Annotated in this window: 15 protein-coding genes; 10 read left to right on the top strand and 5 right to left on the bottom strand. The window is 65.9% G+C overall.

Features of this window, described 5'->3' with window-relative positions; genetic code table 11:
* Positions 1–63: 63 nt before the first annotated feature.
* Both C3E99_RS04365 and C3E99_RS04360 read left to right on the top strand, forming a co-directional pair.
* Entirely contained in the window at positions 64–501 is a 438-nt protein-coding gene (locus C3E99_RS04365; RefSeq protein ID WP_067105934.1) for a hypothetical protein, read from the top strand.
* A 44-nt stretch (positions 502–545) separates the two neighbouring features.
* A complete protein-coding gene (locus C3E99_RS04360) occupies positions 546–1217 on the top strand; it encodes a glutathione S-transferase family protein (protein ID WP_067105932.1) in 672 nt (223 codons plus the stop codon).
* Positions 1218–1245: 28 nt separating this feature from the next.
* Here the strand turns inward: C3E99_RS04360 and ubiG are convergent, their stop codons facing one another.
* Positions 1246–1971: a bifunctional 2-polyprenyl-6-hydroxyphenol methylase/3-demethylubiquinol 3-O-methyltransferase UbiG gene (gene ubiG / locus C3E99_RS04355; RefSeq protein ID WP_104959462.1), complete on the bottom strand. Its 726-nt coding sequence runs from the start codon at positions 1969–1971 to the stop codon at positions 1246–1248.
* A 222-nt stretch (positions 1972–2193) separates the two neighbouring features.
* On the opposite strand from ubiG, the gene C3E99_RS04350 reads away from it, so the two are divergent.
* Positions 2194–3441, top strand: a complete 1248-nt coding sequence (locus C3E99_RS04350) for an aspartate kinase (protein ID WP_104959461.1) — start codon at positions 2194–2196, stop codon at positions 3439–3441.
* Between the two features lie 131 nt (positions 3442–3572).
* Complete coding sequence (locus tag C3E99_RS19960; protein WP_199775064.1) at positions 3573–3728, top strand: hypothetical protein; 156 nt, start codon at positions 3573–3575, stop codon at positions 3726–3728.
* A gap of 58 nt (positions 3729–3786) precedes the next feature.
* On the opposite strand, the gene C3E99_RS04345 is transcribed toward C3E99_RS19960, so the two are convergent.
* Positions 3787–6273 carry a TonB-dependent receptor gene (locus tag C3E99_RS04345; RefSeq protein WP_076074650.1) on the bottom strand — a complete coding sequence of 829 codons (2487 nt, stop codon included), beginning with the start codon at positions 6271–6273 and terminating at the stop codon, positions 3787–3789.
* A gap of 88 nt (positions 6274–6361) precedes the next feature.
* Positions 6362–6532 (bottom strand): YezD family protein, encoded by a 171-nt coding sequence (locus C3E99_RS04340; RefSeq protein ID WP_082796943.1) that lies wholly within the window; start codon positions 6530–6532, stop codon positions 6362–6364.
* A 541-nt stretch (positions 6533–7073) separates the two neighbouring features.
* Between C3E99_RS04340 and C3E99_RS04335 the strand changes: the two genes are divergently transcribed.
* The 4 genes from C3E99_RS04335 (at position 7074) to C3E99_RS04320 (ending at position 12354) form a co-directional block, all read left to right on the top strand.
* Positions 7074–8078, top strand: coding sequence for an NAD(P)H-dependent flavin oxidoreductase (locus C3E99_RS04335; protein WP_076074647.1), 1005 nt, complete (start codon positions 7074–7076; stop codon positions 8076–8078).
* Between the two features lie 33 nt (positions 8079–8111).
* Entirely contained in the window at positions 8112–8840 is a 729-nt protein-coding gene (locus C3E99_RS04330; protein WP_076074645.1) for a hypothetical protein, read from the top strand.
* Between the two features lie 69 nt (positions 8841–8909).
* A complete protein-coding gene (ptsP, locus tag C3E99_RS04325; protein ID WP_076074642.1) occupies positions 8910–11207 on the top strand; it encodes a phosphoenolpyruvate--protein phosphotransferase in 2298 nt (765 codons plus the stop codon).
* 124 nt (positions 11208–11331) lie between these two features.
* Positions 11332–12354, top strand: a complete 1023-nt coding sequence (locus C3E99_RS04320; RefSeq protein ID WP_104960312.1) for a glycosyltransferase family 2 protein — start codon at positions 11332–11334, stop codon at positions 12352–12354.
* A 593-nt stretch (positions 12355–12947) separates the two neighbouring features.
* Here the strand turns inward: C3E99_RS04320 and C3E99_RS04310 are convergent.
* On the bottom strand, positions 12948–14003 hold the full coding sequence (locus tag C3E99_RS04310) for a lysylphosphatidylglycerol synthase domain-containing protein (RefSeq protein ID WP_234002660.1): 1056 nt from the start codon (positions 14001–14003) through the stop codon (positions 12948–12950).
* Between C3E99_RS04310 and C3E99_RS04305 the strand changes: the two genes are divergently transcribed.
* Entirely contained in the window at positions 13978–15183 is a 1206-nt protein-coding gene (locus C3E99_RS04305) for a glycosyltransferase family 4 protein (protein WP_104959459.1), read from the top strand. The genes C3E99_RS04310 and C3E99_RS04305 overlap by 26 nt on opposite strands.
* Here C3E99_RS04305 and C3E99_RS04300 read toward each other — a convergent pair.
* A complete protein-coding gene (locus C3E99_RS04300; RefSeq protein WP_158682100.1) occupies positions 15151–17022 on the bottom strand; it encodes a hypothetical protein in 1872 nt (623 codons plus the stop codon). The genes C3E99_RS04305 and C3E99_RS04300 overlap by 33 nt on opposite strands.
* Here C3E99_RS04300 and C3E99_RS04295 point away from each other — a divergent pair.
* Positions 17006–17416 (top strand): GFA family protein, encoded by a 411-nt coding sequence (locus C3E99_RS04295; protein ID WP_104959457.1) that lies wholly within the window; start codon positions 17006–17008, stop codon positions 17414–17416. The genes C3E99_RS04300 and C3E99_RS04295 overlap by 17 nt on opposite strands.
* Positions 17417–17476: the final 60 nt, after the last annotated feature.

Below are 17476 nucleotides of genomic sequence, written 5' to 3'. Positions count from 1 at the left end.
GCGCAGCGAAAGCGACTCGCGCCTATGATCCGCGCTTCGATTTCCGGTCGAAAGGACGACGCCATGCGCTGGACCATCGCTGCCCTCCCCCTGCTCGCGCTCGCGCTCGCGGCGCCGCTGCCTGCGGCGGCGGGCGAACATGATACGCGCGGCGCCGTCGCGGCGCTGAACGACCCCCTGCTCCAGGATCGCATGGCCGACACGGTGACGGCGCTGATCGGGGCGCTGATGCAGCTCAACGTCGGCCCGCTCGCGCAGGCCGTGGCGCAGATCGACCCCGAATCCGACGCCGCCTACATCCCGCCCGACGCGACGCTGGGCGAGGTCGCGGGCAAGGACGATCCCTATTATGCCGAGCGGATGGGCGACGACGTTCGCGCCGGCGCGCGCATGGCCGGCCACGCGGCCTCGGCGCTGGCGGCCTATGCCCCGGTCCTCAAGGACATGGCGCGCGACCTTGCCGCCCAATGGGAACGCGAACGCGACGCCGCGCGACGCTGAAAACCGCCATAGCCGTTGCGCCCCGCAGCCGCTATGTCGAAGCCATGTGGCAGCTCTATCAATTCCCGCTTTGTCCCTTCTCCCGCAAGATCAGGCTTTTGCTGGGCGAAAAAGGGGTCGGCTATGAATTGCTGCGCGAGTCGCCGTGGGAGCGGCGCGACGAGTTCATCGACCTCAATCCCGCCGGCCGCACCCCGGTGATGGTCGACGAGGGTCGCGGGCAGGTGCTGATCGACAGCAACGCGATCGCCGAATATTTCGAGGAGACGGTCGAGGGCAAGGCGATGATCAACGGCACCGCCGCGCAGCGTGCCGAGATCCGCCGCCTGGTCGCGTGGTTCGACCAGGATTTCTTCTACGAGGTGACGGGCCCGCTACTGTTCGAGCGGATGCAGAAGCGCATCGTCCACCGCCAGCCCCCCGACGGCGGCGCGCTGCGCGAGGCGATGAAGGCGGCGAACAACCACCTCGACTATGTCGATTATCTGATCGACCACCGCACCTGGCTCGCCGGCGCGACGATGAGCCTCGCCGACCTCGCCGCCGCCGCGCACATCTCGGTCGCCGACTATCTGGGCGGTATCGATTGGACCGGGCACGAGCAGACCAAGGGCTGGTATTCGGGGCTCAAGTCGCGCCCCAGCTTCCGCCCGCTGCTCGCCGAGCGGATGGAGATCGTTACCCCGCCGAAATACTACGAAGACGTGGACTTTTGACGCGCCACGGAATGCGGGCCCGTCCCATCTACCCCCGGCGCCGCGCCGTCAGCAGATAGTTGAGCGCCTCGCTGCCGCCGAGCTTGAACCCCCGCGCCGGCGACGGCGACAGGCCAGTGCGGTCGACCACCTCCAGCCCCGCCCCCTCGATCAGGCCGGTCAGCTCGTCGGGCCGCAGGAAGCGATCCCAGTCGTGGGTGCCGCGCGGCACCGCGCCGACCCGCTCGGCCGCCTCGACGAGCAGCAGCTTCGACAGCGTCGTGCGGTTCGGCGTCGACAGGATCATCAGCCCGCCCGGCGCGAGCCGCGCCGCCAGTTCGGCGACGAAGGCGGCCGGGTCGGCGACATGCTCGACCACCTCCATCGAGGTGACGAGGTCGAAGGTCGCGGGCGGCAGCGCGGCCAGTTCGCCCGCGTGATAGGCGATCGCCAGCCCCTGCCCCGCCGCATGCGCGCGCGCCGCGCCGATATTCTCGGGCGCCGCGTCGACGCCCGTCACCGCCGCGCCCATGCGCGCCAGCGGCTCGGCGAGTAGCCCGGCGCCGCAGCCGACGTCGAGCGCGGACCTGCCGGCAAGCGGACGGCGCTCGCGGCTGTCGGCGTGCCAGTGCGCGTCGATCTGCTCCCGGATATAGGCGAGGCGTACCGGGTTCAGGCGATGGAGCATCGCCGAGGACCCGCGCGGGTCCCACCAGTCGGCGGCGAGCGCCCCGAAATGGGCGGCTTCCTGCGGATCGATCGTCGCGGCGTTCATGCCCAGCGATGTGGCACTCCTGCCCCGGCGACGCAAGAAAATTGCCGTCCGGCCACGGTCGACGCGGCATCGGAACGCCTGCGATTGCCCGCGGCCAAGAAAATATATCCCCGCCGCCCGCTCGCCGCCTTGCCATAGCCCCTCCCCTTGCCTAACAGCGGCGCGCCCGCAGGATTCCACGGAAAAGTTGCAGGCGATACCAGTTGCGGAAGGCAGGACGAGATGGCGCGGATCGTGATGAAATTCGGAGGCACGTCGATGGCGGGCACCGAGCGGATTCGCACCGTCGCGAAACTCGTCGCGCGCGAAGTGGCCCAGGGCAACGAGGTCGCCGTGGTCGTCTCCGCGATGGCGGGCGAGACCGATCGGCTCGTCAATTTCTGCCGCGAGGCGAACCCGCGCTACGACCCCGCCGAATATGACGTCGTCGTCGCATCGGGCGAACAGGTGACGTCGGGCCTGCTCGCGCTGACCCTGCAGGCGATGGGCACGCCGGCGCGAAGCTGGCTCGGCTGGCAATTGCCGATCCGCACCGAAGAGGTCCACGCCCGCGCCCGCATCCACGAGATCGAGACCGGCGCGCTGTCTGCGGCGATGGCGCGCGGCGAAGTGGCGGTGATCCCGGGCTTTCAGGGCCTGATGGAGGACGGCCGCATCGCGACGCTCGGCCGCGGCGGGTCGGACACCAGCGCGGTCGCGGTCGCGGCGGCAGTAAAGGCGGACCGCTGCGACATCTATACCGACGTCGACGGCGTCTACACCACCGATCCGCGCATCGTCGCGCGCGCCCGCAAGCTCGATTATGTGACCTATGAGGAAATGCTCGAACTGGCGAGCGTCGGCGCCAAGGTGCTCCAGACCCGCTCGGTCGGGCTCGCGATGAAGGAAGGCGTGCGCGTGCAGGTGCTCTCCAGCTTCGTCGAGGGCGACGAGGCGCCGAAGCGGGGCACGATGATCGTCAGCGATCAGGAAATAGAGGAACTCCACATGGAACGGCAGCTCATCACCGGCATCGCTCTGGCCAAGAATGAGGCGAAGATCATCGTCACCCGCGTGCCCGACCGCCCGGGCGCGGTCGCCAGCATCTTCGGCCCGCTGGCCGCGGCGGGGATCAACGTCGACATGATCATCCAGAATGTCGGCCGCGACAAGGGCGAGACCGACGTGACCTTCACCGTGCCCGAAACCGACCTCATCCGCTCGATCGACCTGCTGGAGGCCGCGAAGGACAAGATCGGCTTCAATCGTATCCTGTCGGACGACAAGGTCGCGAAGATCAGCGTCGTTGGCGTCGGGATGAAGAGCCATGCCGGCGTCGCGAGCACGATGTTCCGCGCGCTCGCGGACCGTGGCATCAACATCCAGGCCATCTCGACCAGCGAGATCAAGGTCAGCGTGCTGATCGACGAGGACGAGACCGAACTCGCGGTACGCGTGCTGCACACCGCCTACGGGCTCGATGCCGAATAACAGTCTCTCCCGCGACCTGTCGACGCATCCCCATCGGTCCGTCGCAGACGGGGAACATTGGACCGGTCCCACGAGTTTCCTGTTCGCCGCAGCATGACGGTATGCCTGCGGCATTTTGCAGGAGACTGAAAATGGCCAACCCGAACCAGCAGGGTCAGAACCCCCAGAAGGGAGGCCGCGATCAGGGTCGCGAGCAGCAACAGCAGCAGCAGCAGGGCGGTCAGAACCGCCAGCAGGGCGAACAGCCGCGCCGCGATCAGCAGAATCGCGAACCGCAGCAGCGCTGACAAGACTGCATGAAAAAGGGGCCGCCCCAGCCGGGACGGCCCCTTTTTGCTGCGCCGGTCAGAAACGCGCCTTGATCGTTCCGCCCCATGTGCGCGGGTCGCCGGGCAGGCCGGTAATCAGGCCCGTATTGCCCGGCCCGACGCTGAGCTGGTCGATATAATTCTGATCGAAGGCGTTGCGGACCCAGGCGAAGAGGTCGAAGCCGCTCTCCGTCCGGAACCCGGCGCGGAAGTTCGACAGCGAATAGCCCTTGACCCAGGTATAGGCCGACGGCGTCGGGTTCGACGACCAGTCCGACCGATAGCTGCCGTCATAGCCGAAATAGAACTGCCCATCCTGGTCGACGAGCTTCGACTCCGCATTGACCTCGGCCCCGAAGGAAAAGGCCCATTTCGAAACCCCCGGCAGCCGCTGGCCCGAAACATCGCAGTTCGGCGGACTGGTCGTCCCACCCGACTGTTCAGGCGCGCACGGCGCATCGACGAATTTCACATATTTGGCGTCCGTATAGGCGCCGTTGACATAGGCCCGGAAGCGTTCGCTCGGACGGATCGAGAAATCGCCCTCGACGCCCTGCGTCCGCACCTTCCCCGCATTGGCAAGATAGCCGCGCAGCACGCCGAACTGGCCGTTGTTCACATTGGCCTGAAAATTCTTGATGTCGGTGCGGAAGGCGGTGAGGTTGAAGGTCGCGCGGCGATCCCAGAACTCCGTCTTGATGCCGACCTCATAGTGATTGACCGACTCCGGCTTCACCGTCGCGGCGCCGAGCAGCGGATTGTTGTTCGCATCGTTCGGCACGCCATTCTGGTTGATCCCGCCCGATTTGAACGTCTTGGCATAGGTCGCATAGAAGAGCAGGTCGCGCGTCGCCTTGTATGTCGCGGTCAGGTCATAGCTGAAGTTCCAGTCGCTGAACTCGGGCGCATATTCCTGCGGCGCGAACACGCCGAGCCGCGCGAGCGTGACCGCGTCGGTCGGCCCGAAAACGACCGGCGTCCCGTCGCCCGCGAAGACGCGCCGCTGATAAAAGCCCTCCTTCTTGTCGTAGTTCAGCCGGACGCCGGGCTGGATCGTGAACTGGTCGCTGATCTTCCAGCTCGCCTTCACGAACAGCGCGGCGCTGGTATTTTTCAGGAACTGGGTATTGATCGCGGTCAGCCCGTCGAGCACCGACGGGGTGCAAGCAAGCTGGTTCGACGCACTCGGGCCGCAACCGGTCACCAGCGGATCGAAGAGCGTCGAATCGCTTCCTGGATTGAGCGTCCAGCGGCTCGACGCCGGGCCGTGCTGTTCGGTCCCCTGCGTGTCGATGCGCTGGTAATAGTAGAAGCCGCCGAGCACGAAGTCGAAGCGGTCGCCGGTATAATTATAGCGCAATTCCTGCGTATACTGGTTCTGCTGCGACGGGTTCTGCGACTTGGTGACGATCGGCAGGCCGGTGAAGTCGCGATCGTTCTCGGGCTGCCAATCCCAATAGCGCCACGCGGTGACCGAGGTCAGCGTGCCGGGGCCCACGTCCCATTTGACGCGCAGCGCGACACCGCCGATCTCGTTCCCGGCGTTGAGGCTGGCGTCGAGGTCGGTCAGCCGGTCATAGGGATTGGTGCTCGGCACGGTATAGCCCTGCGCCGCGGCCAGCGCGGCATATTGGCGGTTCAGTGGGCGCTGCGTCGCGCCGGTGCGGACGAATACCGAGGCGCAGCATACCGCATCCTGCTTGCTCCAGTCGCCCGACAGGGTGACGCTGAGATCATCATTCGGCTGCCACAGCAATTGGCCGCGAATGCCGATATTGTCCTGGCTCTGGACCCAGCGGTCGGTGGTGACGTTATAGATGGTACCGCGGCGGCTGGTCGAAGAAAGCGCGATGCGCGCCGCGAGATGGTCGGTGAGCGGGCCCGAGATGGCGGCCTTCGCCTGCTTGAAATTCAGATTGCCGATGCTGATCTCGGCCTTGCCCTCGAAATCGAAGGTCGGCTGGTTGGTCGTGATGTTGATCGCGCCGGCGGTGGTGTTCTTGCCATAGAGCGTGCCTTGCGGCCCGCGCAGCACCTCGATCTGCGCGACGTCGAGGAAGTCGAAGGTCGCGGAAGCGACGCGCGAATAATAGACGTCGTCGACATAGATGCCGACCCCCTGCTCGATCCCGTCGTTGGTCAGGCCGAAAGGCGCGCCGATGCCGCGGATGTTGACCGCGGTATTGCGCGGGTTCGACGAATAGAATTGCAGCGTCGGCGCCAGTTGCTGGAGCCGCCCGACGTTGAAGCTGCCGGTGTTGTCGATCTGGTCGCCGCCGACGACCGAAATGGCGATCGGCACGTCCTGCGCGGTTTCGGCGCGGCGGCGCGCGGTGACGACGATGTCGCCGCCATAGCTGCCGCTGCCTTGGGCATTGGGGGCCGCATCGAGGGCCGCATCGGGCCGGGGCGCATCGCCGGCCTCCTGTGCGGCGGCGGGCTCTGCCGCGAACAGCAGGGCAAGGGCAAGGGTCCAATAGGATGCCGGAAAGGTCCGGCGGACGGAAGAATATCGGGCAGTCATGGCAATTTCCTGTTGCAAGAAAATTGCCACATCCGGTGGTCCGGTCTGCGGCAGTCGTGGGAGAATATCCCCCGGTCGGGAGCTTGGATCAGTTGGGGTAGCGGTGCCGTTCGGTCACATCGACCTGCACCAGCCGCCCTTCGTGGACGGTGAGCTGGATCGCGCCGAAGCGCAGCTTTTCGAGCGCGTCGAGCACCGTCTGGATCGCGCGGGGCACCGGTTCGCGCTGGCCCGGGGCCTTGTCGGATGAAGCAGACATAATTTCCCTTTCCCTGATCTGATTCGAGGCCAAGCATATGCCAACTGTTTTGGTTGACAATGATTGATTTGCTTTCTGCGGCGAAAGGACGAATTGCCACGCCGAACGGATCCCGGCGCCTGACGGCACCCCCACCCTCTCGTCTCGTCATGCTGCATCCATGGCCCGGCGCTCGCCTGAAAGGGCGGTGCCGGTTGATTTCACGCAAAGGCGCGAAGACGTGGGTTTATGGGTGTGAAGGGAGAAAAATCTCACAAAAAGACACCAAGAGGGCGGCTTGCTCTGCCCCGTCGCGTTCCCACCGCGAAGCGGTTTTCTCCTTTTAGAAACACCGCCTGCTGCGGCAGTCGCCATTTGCGGCAGACACGCCCTCTTGGTGTCTTTGTGTAAGATTTTTTTCGCGCCTTTGCGCCTTTGCGTGAAACAGAACCGCACAGCGCCTGACGACGGACCGGCCATGATTGATATCCGCAGGCAAATGCCGCCATCGCGGGCGCAATCCAATTGCACGCGGGCCCCGCTGCTGGCAAAGGCGCTTGCGATGAGCAAATTGAACGAACTGATGGCACGCGGCACCGAACTTCTCGGCAGCGATTACGCCATCCTCTGCGGCGCGATGAGCTGGGTTTCGGAGCGTCACCTGGTCAGCGCGATCAGCAATGCCGGCGGTTTCGGCGTCATCGCCTGCGGCGCGATGACTCCCGAACTGCTCGATGCGGAGATCGCGGCGACCAAGGCGCTCGCGAAGCGCGGCTTCGGCGTCAACCTGATCACCATGCACCCGCAGCTTTTCGATCTGATCGCCGTGTGCACCAGCCACGGCGTCGGGCATGTCGTGCTGGCGGGGGGCCTGCCGCCGAAGGGCAGCCTCGAGGCGATCAAGGCATCGGGCGCGAAGGTCATCTGCTTCACGCCGACGCTGGCGCTGGGAAAGAAGCTGGTCCGCTCGGGCGTCGATGCGCTGGTGATCGAGGGGATGGAGGCGGGCGGCCATATCGGCCCCGTCTCGACCAGCGTCCTCGCGCAGGAGATATTGCCCGAACTGGCGGGCGAGGTGCCGATCTTCGTCGCGGGCGGCATCGGCCGCGGCGAGGCGATCGCCGGCTATCTGGAAATGGGGGCTTCGGGCGTCCAGCTCGGCACGCGCTTCGTCTGCGCGACCGAAAGCATCGCGCACCCGGCCTTCAAGAAGGCCTTCATCCGCGCCTCGGCGCGCGACGCGATCGCCAGCGTGCAGATCGACCCGCGCCTGCCGGTGATCCCGGTCCGCGCGCTCAAGAACGCCGGGACCGAAGCCTTCACCGCCAAGCAGCGCGAGGTCGCGAACCTGCTCGACGCCGGGACGGTCGACATGGCCGCCGCCCAGCTCGAGATCGAGCATTACTGGGCGGGCGCGCTGCGCCGCGCGGTGATCGACGGCGACGTCGAAAACGGCTCGTTAATGGCAGGGCAATCTGTCGGCATGGTAACAGGCGAAGAGAGCGTCGCAGAGATTATCGCGTCGCTGGCACGGCAGGCCGAAGCGGCCTTGCAAACTCGGGGTTGACGCCGCATCGCAGGTGCGGTTGGGGAGAAGGTCATGAAATTGTCGCGCAAGATCATCGTAGCCGGGCTGCTGGCGAGCGTCGCCGCCTGCGCCCCGAAGCCGCCGCCGCCACCGCCCCCGCCGCCGCCACCGCCGCCGGTGGTGATCGTGGTGCCGCCGCGTCCGCTGCCGCCGGGCAGCGCCTCGCTGACCCAGATCCTGCCGGGCCGCGCGCTCGACGGCCGCTTCGTCACCGCGAACAGCAACCTCAGCGGCGACCGCGCCTTCTGGCAGCTCAAGATCGGGCTCAACGTCGCCGCGATCGGGTGCCGCGGGCTCGAGGAAGCGACGCTGGTCTCGGCCTACAACAACATCATCAAGACGCATGCCAAGGTGATCCGTTCGACCGAAAAGACGGTGATCAGCGAGCTCGGCAAGGAAACGAAGACCAACGGCATCTCGGCGCGCGACAAGCTGTCGACGCAGCTTTTCAACTATTTCGCGCAGCCCCCGGCGCAGCGCGATTTCTGCCCGCGCGCCAACGAGGTCGCGCAGCTCGTCTCGACCTCCCCCAGCGCGCAGGTCGTCGAACAGGCGGGGACGCTGCTCGCGCGGCTCGACCAGCCCTTCGTCGATTTCTATGAGGCCTATGCCCGGTATCAGGCCGACGTCGCGGCGTGGGACGCCAAATATGCCCCGGCGCCGGCGATCATGACGACGCCGGCGATCGACACCGCGGTGCAGCCGGCGACCGGCACGGTCACGGCGCCGGTCGACGGCTGAGCCTTTTCGCAGGGGGATGCGCGCGGCAGCGATGGCGTTGCCGCCGGGCTTCTGATAGCAGGGCTGGCGATGACCAATGCCCCTCCCCCGCCCTCGACCGCCGCGCAGTCGGCCCGCACGATCCTGACGCGGCTGCACGAGGTGATGGCGTCGCGCACCAATGCGCAGGGCAAGCTCAACCAGGTCGTCGGCATCATCGGCGAATGCCTCCACAGCGAGGTCTGCTCGATCTATCTGCTGCGCGGCGGCACGCTCGAACTCTATGCGACGCGCGGCCTCAACCAGGATGCGGTGCACGTCACCCGCCTCGCGCTCGGCGAGGGGCTGGTCGGCACGATCGCGCAGCAGATCGAGACGCTGAACCTCGACGAGGCGGCCGCGCACCCGGACTTTTCCTATCGCCCGGAAACCGGCGAGGAACTGTTCCACAGCTTCGCCGGCGTCCCGATCATCCGCCGCGAGCAGGCGGTCGGGGTGCTTTGCGTCCAGCAGAGCGACCCGCGCCGCTATGAAGAGATCGAGATCGAGACGCTGCAGACCGTCGCGATGGTGCTGTCCGAACTGATCGCCAACGCCGACCTCGTCGACACCACCGCGCGGATCGACGCCGCGGCCGCCGATCAGTCGGCGCAGCGGCTGACCGGCCAGAAGCTCGTCGACGGCATGGGGGCCGGCATCGCGGTGTTCCACCAGCCGCGCATCACCATCGAACACACGGTCGCCGATGACATAGAGGCCGAGCGCCACCGCGTTTACGCCGCCTTCGACAAGATGCGCGAGCAGATCGACCGCATGGCCAGCCAGGCCGAGTTCGGCATCGGCGACGAGCATGAGGAGGTTCTCGAAACCTACAAGATGTTCGCCTATGACGAGGGCTGGTCGCGGCGGATCAACGAGGCGATCGACAGCGGCCTGACCGCCGAGGCGGCGATCGAGCGCGTCCAGCAGCGCACCCGGATGCGGATGCGCCAGATCGACGACCCGCTGCTGCGCGACCGCATGCACGATCTGGAGGATCTGTCGAACCGGCTGATCCGCATCGTGTCGGGACAGATGGGCACCGCGGCGCAGATGGGCCTGCGGCACGATTCGATCCTGATCGCGCGCAACCTGGGGCCCGCCGAACTGCTCGAATATGACCGGCGGCGGCTCAAGGGCGTGGTGCTCGAGGAAGGCTCGCTGACCGCGCATGTCATCATCGTCGCGCGCGCGATGGGGGTGCCGGTGCTCGGCCGCGCCCGCGCGGTGCGCACCGCGGTCCGCGAAGGCGACCTGCTGCTGCTCGACGCGGGCGCCGGAACGCTGCACGTCCGCCCGACGCAGGCGGTGCAGGACGCGTTCGACGCCAAGCTCGAACTGTCGCAGAAGCGCCGCGCGAGCCTCGCGGCGCTGCGCGACCTGCCCGCGGTCACCCGCGACGGCGTGCCGATCGAGCTGATGATCAACGCCGGATTGCGCGAGGACATTGCCGCGCTCGACCTGACCGGCGCCGGCGGGATCGGGCTGTTCCGCACCGAGTTCCAGTTCCTCGTTTCCGCCACCCTGCCCCAGCGCGAGCGGCAGCAGCGGCTCTATCGCGACGTGCTCGACGCGGCGGGCGACCGCCCGGTGGTCTTCCGCACCGTCGACATCGGCGGCGACAAGTCGCTGCCCTACATGAATGTCGACGAGAATGCGCTGGAGGAGAATCCGGCGATGGGCTGGCGCGCGCTGCGCCTCGCGCTCGACCGCGAAGGCCTGCTCAAGGTCCAGGCGCGCGCGCTGATGGAGGCGGCCGCCGGGCGGACGCTGAACGTCATGTTCCCGATGGTGTCCGAACCGTGGGAATATGAAGCCGCGCGCGATCTGTTCGTTCGCCAGCGCGCCTGGCTGAAACAGCATGACAAGAAGCTGCCCGCCGCGATCCGCTATGGCGCGATGCTGGAGGTGCCGGGGCTGATCGAAACGCTCGACCTGATGCTGCCGCATCTCGACTTCCTGTCGATCGGCACCAACGACCTCACCCAGTTCCTGTTCGCCGCCGACCGCGCCCACCCGCGCCTTGCCGAGCGCTACGACTGGCTGTCGCCGACGGTGATGCGCTACATCGCGCGCGTGGTGAGGATCGTCGCGGACAGCAAGGTCCAGCTCGGCGTGTGCGGAGAGATGGGCGGCCGCCCGCTGGAGGCGATGGCACTGCTCGGCGTCGGGATCGAGCGGCTGTCGATCACCCCGGCGGGCGTCGGCCGGGTCAAGGCGATGATCCGCTCGCTCGACCTCGGCGCGCTGCGCGCCGACATTCCGGCGATACTGGCGCACCCCTCCTCCACCCCGCGCGCGCAATATCTCGACTGGGCGAAGGCGCATGGGGTGGATCTGGGGGAATAGCCGCGCAATTTCACCGGACCCGGACAGTCGGAATCCGGATTCTAACAGCCCGTTAACCAATTGCCTCTAGCTTCCGGAAAGCATCTGAAGCGGTCCGGAAGTGGGAGTTGTCCGAAACATGTTCATGCGTGCCGGCCAATTCGATGCGGCGCTTGCGCTGGATGACGACGCCGCGCCGACCATCGCCGTCCTGCTGCCGTGCTACAACGAAGGGCTCGCGATCCGGACGGTGGTCGAACGCTTCCGCGCCGCGCTGCCGACCGCGAAAATCTATGTCTACGATAATAACAGCAGCGACGGGTCGGCGGACATCGCACGGGCCGCCGGGGCTGTCGTGCGCAGCGAACCCCGGCAAGGCAAGGGTTTCGTGGTCCGCCGCATGTTCGCGGATATCGATGCCGACATCTATGTGATGTGCGACGCCGACGAAACCTATGACGCGGCCGTCGCCGGCGATCTTGTCGACCGGCTGGTCGAACATGGCCTCGACATGATCGTGGGAACGCGCGTCGACGTCAGCGGGACCGCCTATCGCCCGGCGCATCGGTTCGGCAACTGGATGCTGACGTCGCTCGTGCGCACGATGTTCGGCGGCGGCTTCAGCGACATGCTGAGCGGCTATCGCATCTTTTCCCGCCGCTTCGTCAAATCCTTCCCACAGATGTCGCAGGGGTTCGAGATCGAAACCGAGCTGACGATCCACGCCCTGCAACTCGGCATGCCGACCGGCGAAATGCCGACGCGCTTCAAGGATCGCCCGAGCGGATCGGAGAGCAAGTTGCGCACCATTTCCGACGGCGTTCGCATCCTGTGGACGATCGGAACATTGCTCAAGCAGGAAAGGCCGTTCCTGCTGTTCGGCGTCGCATGCCTGGGTCTCGCCGCCTTGTCCCTGTTGCTCGGCTACCCGGTCATTGCGGAGTATCTGCGCAGCGGGACGGTGCCTCGCCTTCCCACCGCCGTTCTGGCCACCGGGATGATGATCCTGGCTTTCCTCAGCCTGTTCAGCGGGCTGATACTCGACACGGTCACGCGCGGACGCAAGGAAGCGAAGCTGCTACGCTATCTCCAGATTCCGGGCACGCACACGATGGGGGACTTGCGTCGCGGAAAGGCCGCCGACCGACACCGGGACAAGGGAAGCTAGACTCCGATGACTTTGGATTGACCCCCTTCGTCATTGCGACCCCGGACCTGATCGGCAATTATCCCCTTCCGACAGGTAAGCGTTCCCCGGCGAAAGCCGGGGTCCAGCTACGTGCGCCTGCCTCGCATGGACCCCGGCTTTCGCCGGGGATCACCAGCGTCCTTGTCTCAAGGGTATAAACGCCGACCTGATCCGGGGGAAGCAATCCAGGGCGCTTTACGCCTGCTCTGGGTTGCCGCGCGGCTTCGCCGCTCGCAATGACGAGTCCTTCTAAGGCGTGTGGGGATTCATCTTGCGACTGTCCTTTATCGTGTGTCCCCGCGAAGGCGGGGACCCATCTGCGGTGGTTCCGAGATGGAACCGGCCGAAGATGGACCCCCGCCTTCGCGGGGGAACACGGCTTTATACAATATCGCGGCGATAGACTCTGAAGCCCCACAGACCATAGAGCGGCGTGCCATAAACCTGCAACGCCCCTCATCCGTTCGTGTCGAGCGCAGTCGAGACACCCATCGGCGTGGCGCAAGGCCGATGATTGTCTCGACTGCGCTCGACACGAACGGGACGATGGGTCAGATTTAAGGCTCGATGCTCTAACGCCTGTCGGCGGTAGCGGAACGGCCGAACAGGCCGAAAGCGCTGAGCAGCATGACCGCCAGAGTGGCGGGAATGTTGACGATACGCAGGACGAGGATCGCCAGAATCATCGGTCCGGCGGGACCATCGAGCAGTTCCGCGACGGCCGCCCAGCCCCATTCCGTGATGCCGAGATTGCCGGGAGTCAGGGCCGCAAGCGCCGACCCCTGAACCACCGCGAAACCCCAGACGGCCGATGTCACCGACAGGCCGGTCCCGATCAACAGCACCGCTGCAACGGAGCGGAGGCCGATGAACAGATATCGCACGATGCTGAGCGACAGGAGGCGCGTCGTCGTTTCGGGCGCATCCAGCCCCTTGTCGCGGGCGAACTGCAAAGTCTGCCGGACCCGGCCCGCCCCCGGCGCACCGGCGGGAATGAATCGGAGCGCGGCCGATAAGGGCGGTATCGACCGGAACATCCAGGGGGAAATCAGCACGGTGAAGGCCAATGCAAGCGCGACGCATGCGATGGCCATGGCCGGCGGCACGCCCAGCAGAAACAGGGCCAGACAGCCAGCGGCGCAAAGGACCAGAACCGCCACATCGAACAGCTGGTCGTAAACGGTGACGCTGGCACCCTGAAGAAAACTTCCTTCGAGATGGAGGCGGGTAACCGCGCCGCGGATCGCTCCGCTCGCCAGGAACGTGGGAACCACCTGTCCGACAAGAGCGGTCAGGGCGGAATAGAAGACGAGCATGGGAAGCGGAAAGGCACCGCTTTCGCCGTTCGCGAAATGCCTTTGCAGCAAACGCCATTTCAGCGCGCCGACGATCGACTGCCCTCCGATCGAGACGACACAGACAAGGAACAATATCGCGCCGTGCTCGCGAACCGGCCTGGCGACGTCATGCCAGCGCAAGTCACCGAAACGCACCGCGAGACCAACGAGAAGAATCGCCAGCAGAACAGTCGCCGCGCTCGCCCCCCAGCGCCGCGCCCGCGATCCTCCCGGTTGCCACGGCGGCGTTATTTGCAAAGCCCGGATGCCTTCACAACAATCGCTTCCCATTTTCGGCAACAGTGCCAATAGAGGGCATATGCCCGAATTGCTGATGATCTCCAGCCATTTCATCGACCATGGCGGCGGTCTCGAGCGGGTTGCGGACGACCTTGCAAGGCGATTGGCAGAGGATGGTCGTTTTGCCGTGACGCTGGCCGCGCACGGCCCCGCTCCATCGGGGCTCGCTTACCGAACGCTGGCATTGCGCGCGAGCAGCATCGTCGAGCGCCTGACCGGCCTGCCCCTCCTGTTCCCTCATCCGGCGGACCTGTTCGCACTGGCGAAGGCGGTGCGGAAGGCCGATGTCGTCGTCCTTCACGACAATCTCTATCTGGCAAATCTGATCGCCCAGTGGGTTGCGCAGCGGCGCGCGATACCGACCATCCTGATCAAGCACAGCGGCTGGGTTCACAGCCCATCGGCCGTCATGCGGACCGCCCAATCCATCGCGAACCGGCTGGTCCTCGGGCCATCGCTGCGCTCGGCGACCCGCTGCGTCGCAGTCACGGCAGCCAAGCGCGACAGCCTGTCGCATCTGGCGAGAGGGCGGAATATCGACGTCATCGAGAATGGCATCGACACCTCTCTCTTTTCCATTCAGGAGGTGGAGCGGGACATCGACGTCCTCTTCGTCGGCCGCTTCGTGGTCAAGAAGGGGATCGGACTGGTCGAACGCCTCGCCGCACAGATGCCCGAATGTCGCTTCCTATGCGCGGGTTTCGGCCCGGCAGCGCCACAACGCACGCGCGCCAATATCCTTGTCGTGGACCGGCCGGACCCGGCCGAGATCGCGCGCCTCTATGCACGCGCACGGGTCGTCGTCGTCCCGGCCCACAGCGAAGGCACGCCCCTCGTCGTTCCCGAAAGCCTGGCCTGCGGCACCCCGGTCATCGCAAGCAGGCAAGCAGCCCATCCAGCGCTGCCCCTCGCAGCCATTTTGCCGATCGACCTCGACTGGCCGGACGCCGTCGTCCGGCAATGGAAGGCGGCGATCGCCGCCGCCCTGGCCGAAAAGGCCGATCCCCATCGCCTTCACAAGGCGGTGACCGACCATTTCAGCCTGATTGCCACGGCCGGACGCTATGCCGCATTGATCGAGGAGGTTGTCGGCGTGCCGTATGCCCTTCCGGAGCGGCGGAGCGCGCGTCCGGAGGATTCAATCGACGATATCGCATCCGGCGCTTCGTAATTTTTGCTCCACAGCCCGATCGGCGCTGTCGTCTCCCGTTGCGCTACGAAGGCCGTAATAGGCAAGAATCGGTTCGAGCGCCTTGCCGTCGATGAACGTGACCGAGGGCCGCTCGGCACAGATCGCCAGCGCCGCCGCGGAGTCGATTTTTTCACGCCACAGGCGCAGCGGGCGCCGGTCCAGATAGGGCGGATTGACGATGAGATCGGTGGCAAAGGGCGCGTCGTTTCCGCCGATGACGACATAGTCGGCGTCCATCCGGTCGATCTGCTTCGAAATGCGCGCCGAAGGGGCATAAAAGGCGTGCGCCATCCACATCTGCACAGGCAGTAGGACCGCGATGCCGGCCAATGTGGTGCGGATCAGCAACGGACGCCAGCGCGGCAGGTGGGCAGGCATCGACTTCCAGCCGAACAGCGCGAGCAGGATGGCATTGCCGATGAGCCCGTGAAGATAACGATAGCCGAAACCATGTCCCTGATAGGGAAGGATGACCGTCATGACGACGACGGTCAGCGCGATGCTGCCGGCCAGTGCCGCCGCCAGCCGGTCCCGGCGCACGGCTCCCAGCCCGGCCATCGCAAGCGGAAGCAGCAGCACAGGCCCCCAGGCGACGAAGCGCAGCAGATTGGACGCCATATCCGCTACCCGGAGGTTATTATCCTTCGCCAGCGCCGCCGTCAGCCGATTCAGATAGTCCGCGGTGCCGCCTCCCCCTGCCGGGGGCGCCATCTGCACGATGGACGCTATCCATGTCGGCCAAAGATACCAGAAATAGCCGATCGCCAGATAGCCGGCGAAATAGAGCGCCGCGCGCCGCCAGCTTCTTTCGAGCAACAGCAACGACAGGACGGGGGCCGCGAAAAGCGGATGCATGATCGGCTGGTGGAGCCCGACGGCGACGAAAGCGACGACGAGCGCCGTTGCGTCCGACCATGTCCGGCGCTGCAGGAACAGCCGCAGCCAGACGAGGTTGAGCGCAAGATGCCCCGGCATGGCGTAGGCCGTCATCCCGTTGGCGAGGATCTGCGCCGAGCCGATGTAGAGCAGCAGGCCGACCACCGCCGGCTCGCGATCCTCCGGCCATATCCGCCGCGCGCAACTCCAGAGCGCCAGCCCGCCGATCAGCGTCATCAGCGGGCCGGTCAGCGCCGGGGTCGCGAATGCCCCGACGATCGCGCGAAGGGCCGCATTCAGGGGCAGATAGTCGGAAACCCAGGCTGCCCGGGGATCCGCCCGGTACATGAAGACGGTATTCAGCACATCGGAATGCGCGCGCCACAATTCAGGCAAAAGAGCTGCCACCCCTCCCCGCCCAAACACCACGGCATCGAACGTCGCCATCTGCTCGTCGCGGCTCATGTCGTAGCCCGACAATATCCAGTAGTGGCCGGCGAAGGCGATCAGCGCCATGCAGCCGGCGGCGGCTATGGCGACACGCAATGATCCTACCATGGGCTCGTGCCGCGCAGGAAGTTGCCAGAAGCAAATTATGAGCAGGAGGCTAGCACCGAACAGGAGCCATCGATCCTGCCGGTGAAGGAAGAACAGGCTGAGGTCGGCATGGGGTTCATATAAGGCGGAGAGTATGAAGGCCAGGAGTGTAACGGCCGCCAGCCACACGAACGCCCGGCGGAAAGGGTCTTTCCCTGCGGCCGTATCGCCACTCGGGTCACCCATGCTGCGCCGCACTGTCCGCATCGCCTGACAGTGCACGATCATGCCTAATTTTATGTTAACCTTGGGCTTCGCACCTGTACCGGGCGGCTTTGCAGCCACCATATGTTTATGATATGTTCCCCGCCAACTTAGGGAGACAGCCATGACCGATTCACCCACTCGCGCCAACGGCGGATGCCATTGCGGCGCAATCCGTTATTCGATGCCGACTGCGGTCGAGCATCATGCCTTGTGTCACTGCAGCGACTGTCGCCGCCACGCGGGGGCGCCGCTGGTCGGCTGGGCGCTCGTCGGACAGGACGCGCTGGAGGTCAGCGGCACGCCTAAAATCTATGCGTCATCGGAGCATGGCCGGCGCCATTTCTGCGGCGACTGCGGCACCGGGCTCTTCTATACCAACGATGCCGTCTTTCCCGGTCAGATCGACGTCCAGACCGCGACGCTCGACGACCCCGACCTGATCCCCGCGCAGGTGCAGATCCAGACCGCCGAGCGCATCGGCTGGATGGCTCGGCTCGACGCGATTCCGGCTTTCGAGCGCTATCCGGGGTAGCGTGGTTTCACGCCGGCCAGCGAGGGACCGACGCGAAAGAAACAATAGGTCGGCTTTGCG

Origin of the sequence: Sphingopyxis sp. MG (genome assembly GCF_002953155.1) — a bacterium.
Lineage (GTDB): Bacteria > Pseudomonadota > Alphaproteobacteria > Sphingomonadales > Sphingomonadaceae > Sphingopyxis > Sphingopyxis granuli.
The sequence above is the reverse complement of the archived record's forward strand: the minus strand, read 5'-3'. Positions and strand labels throughout refer to the sequence as shown.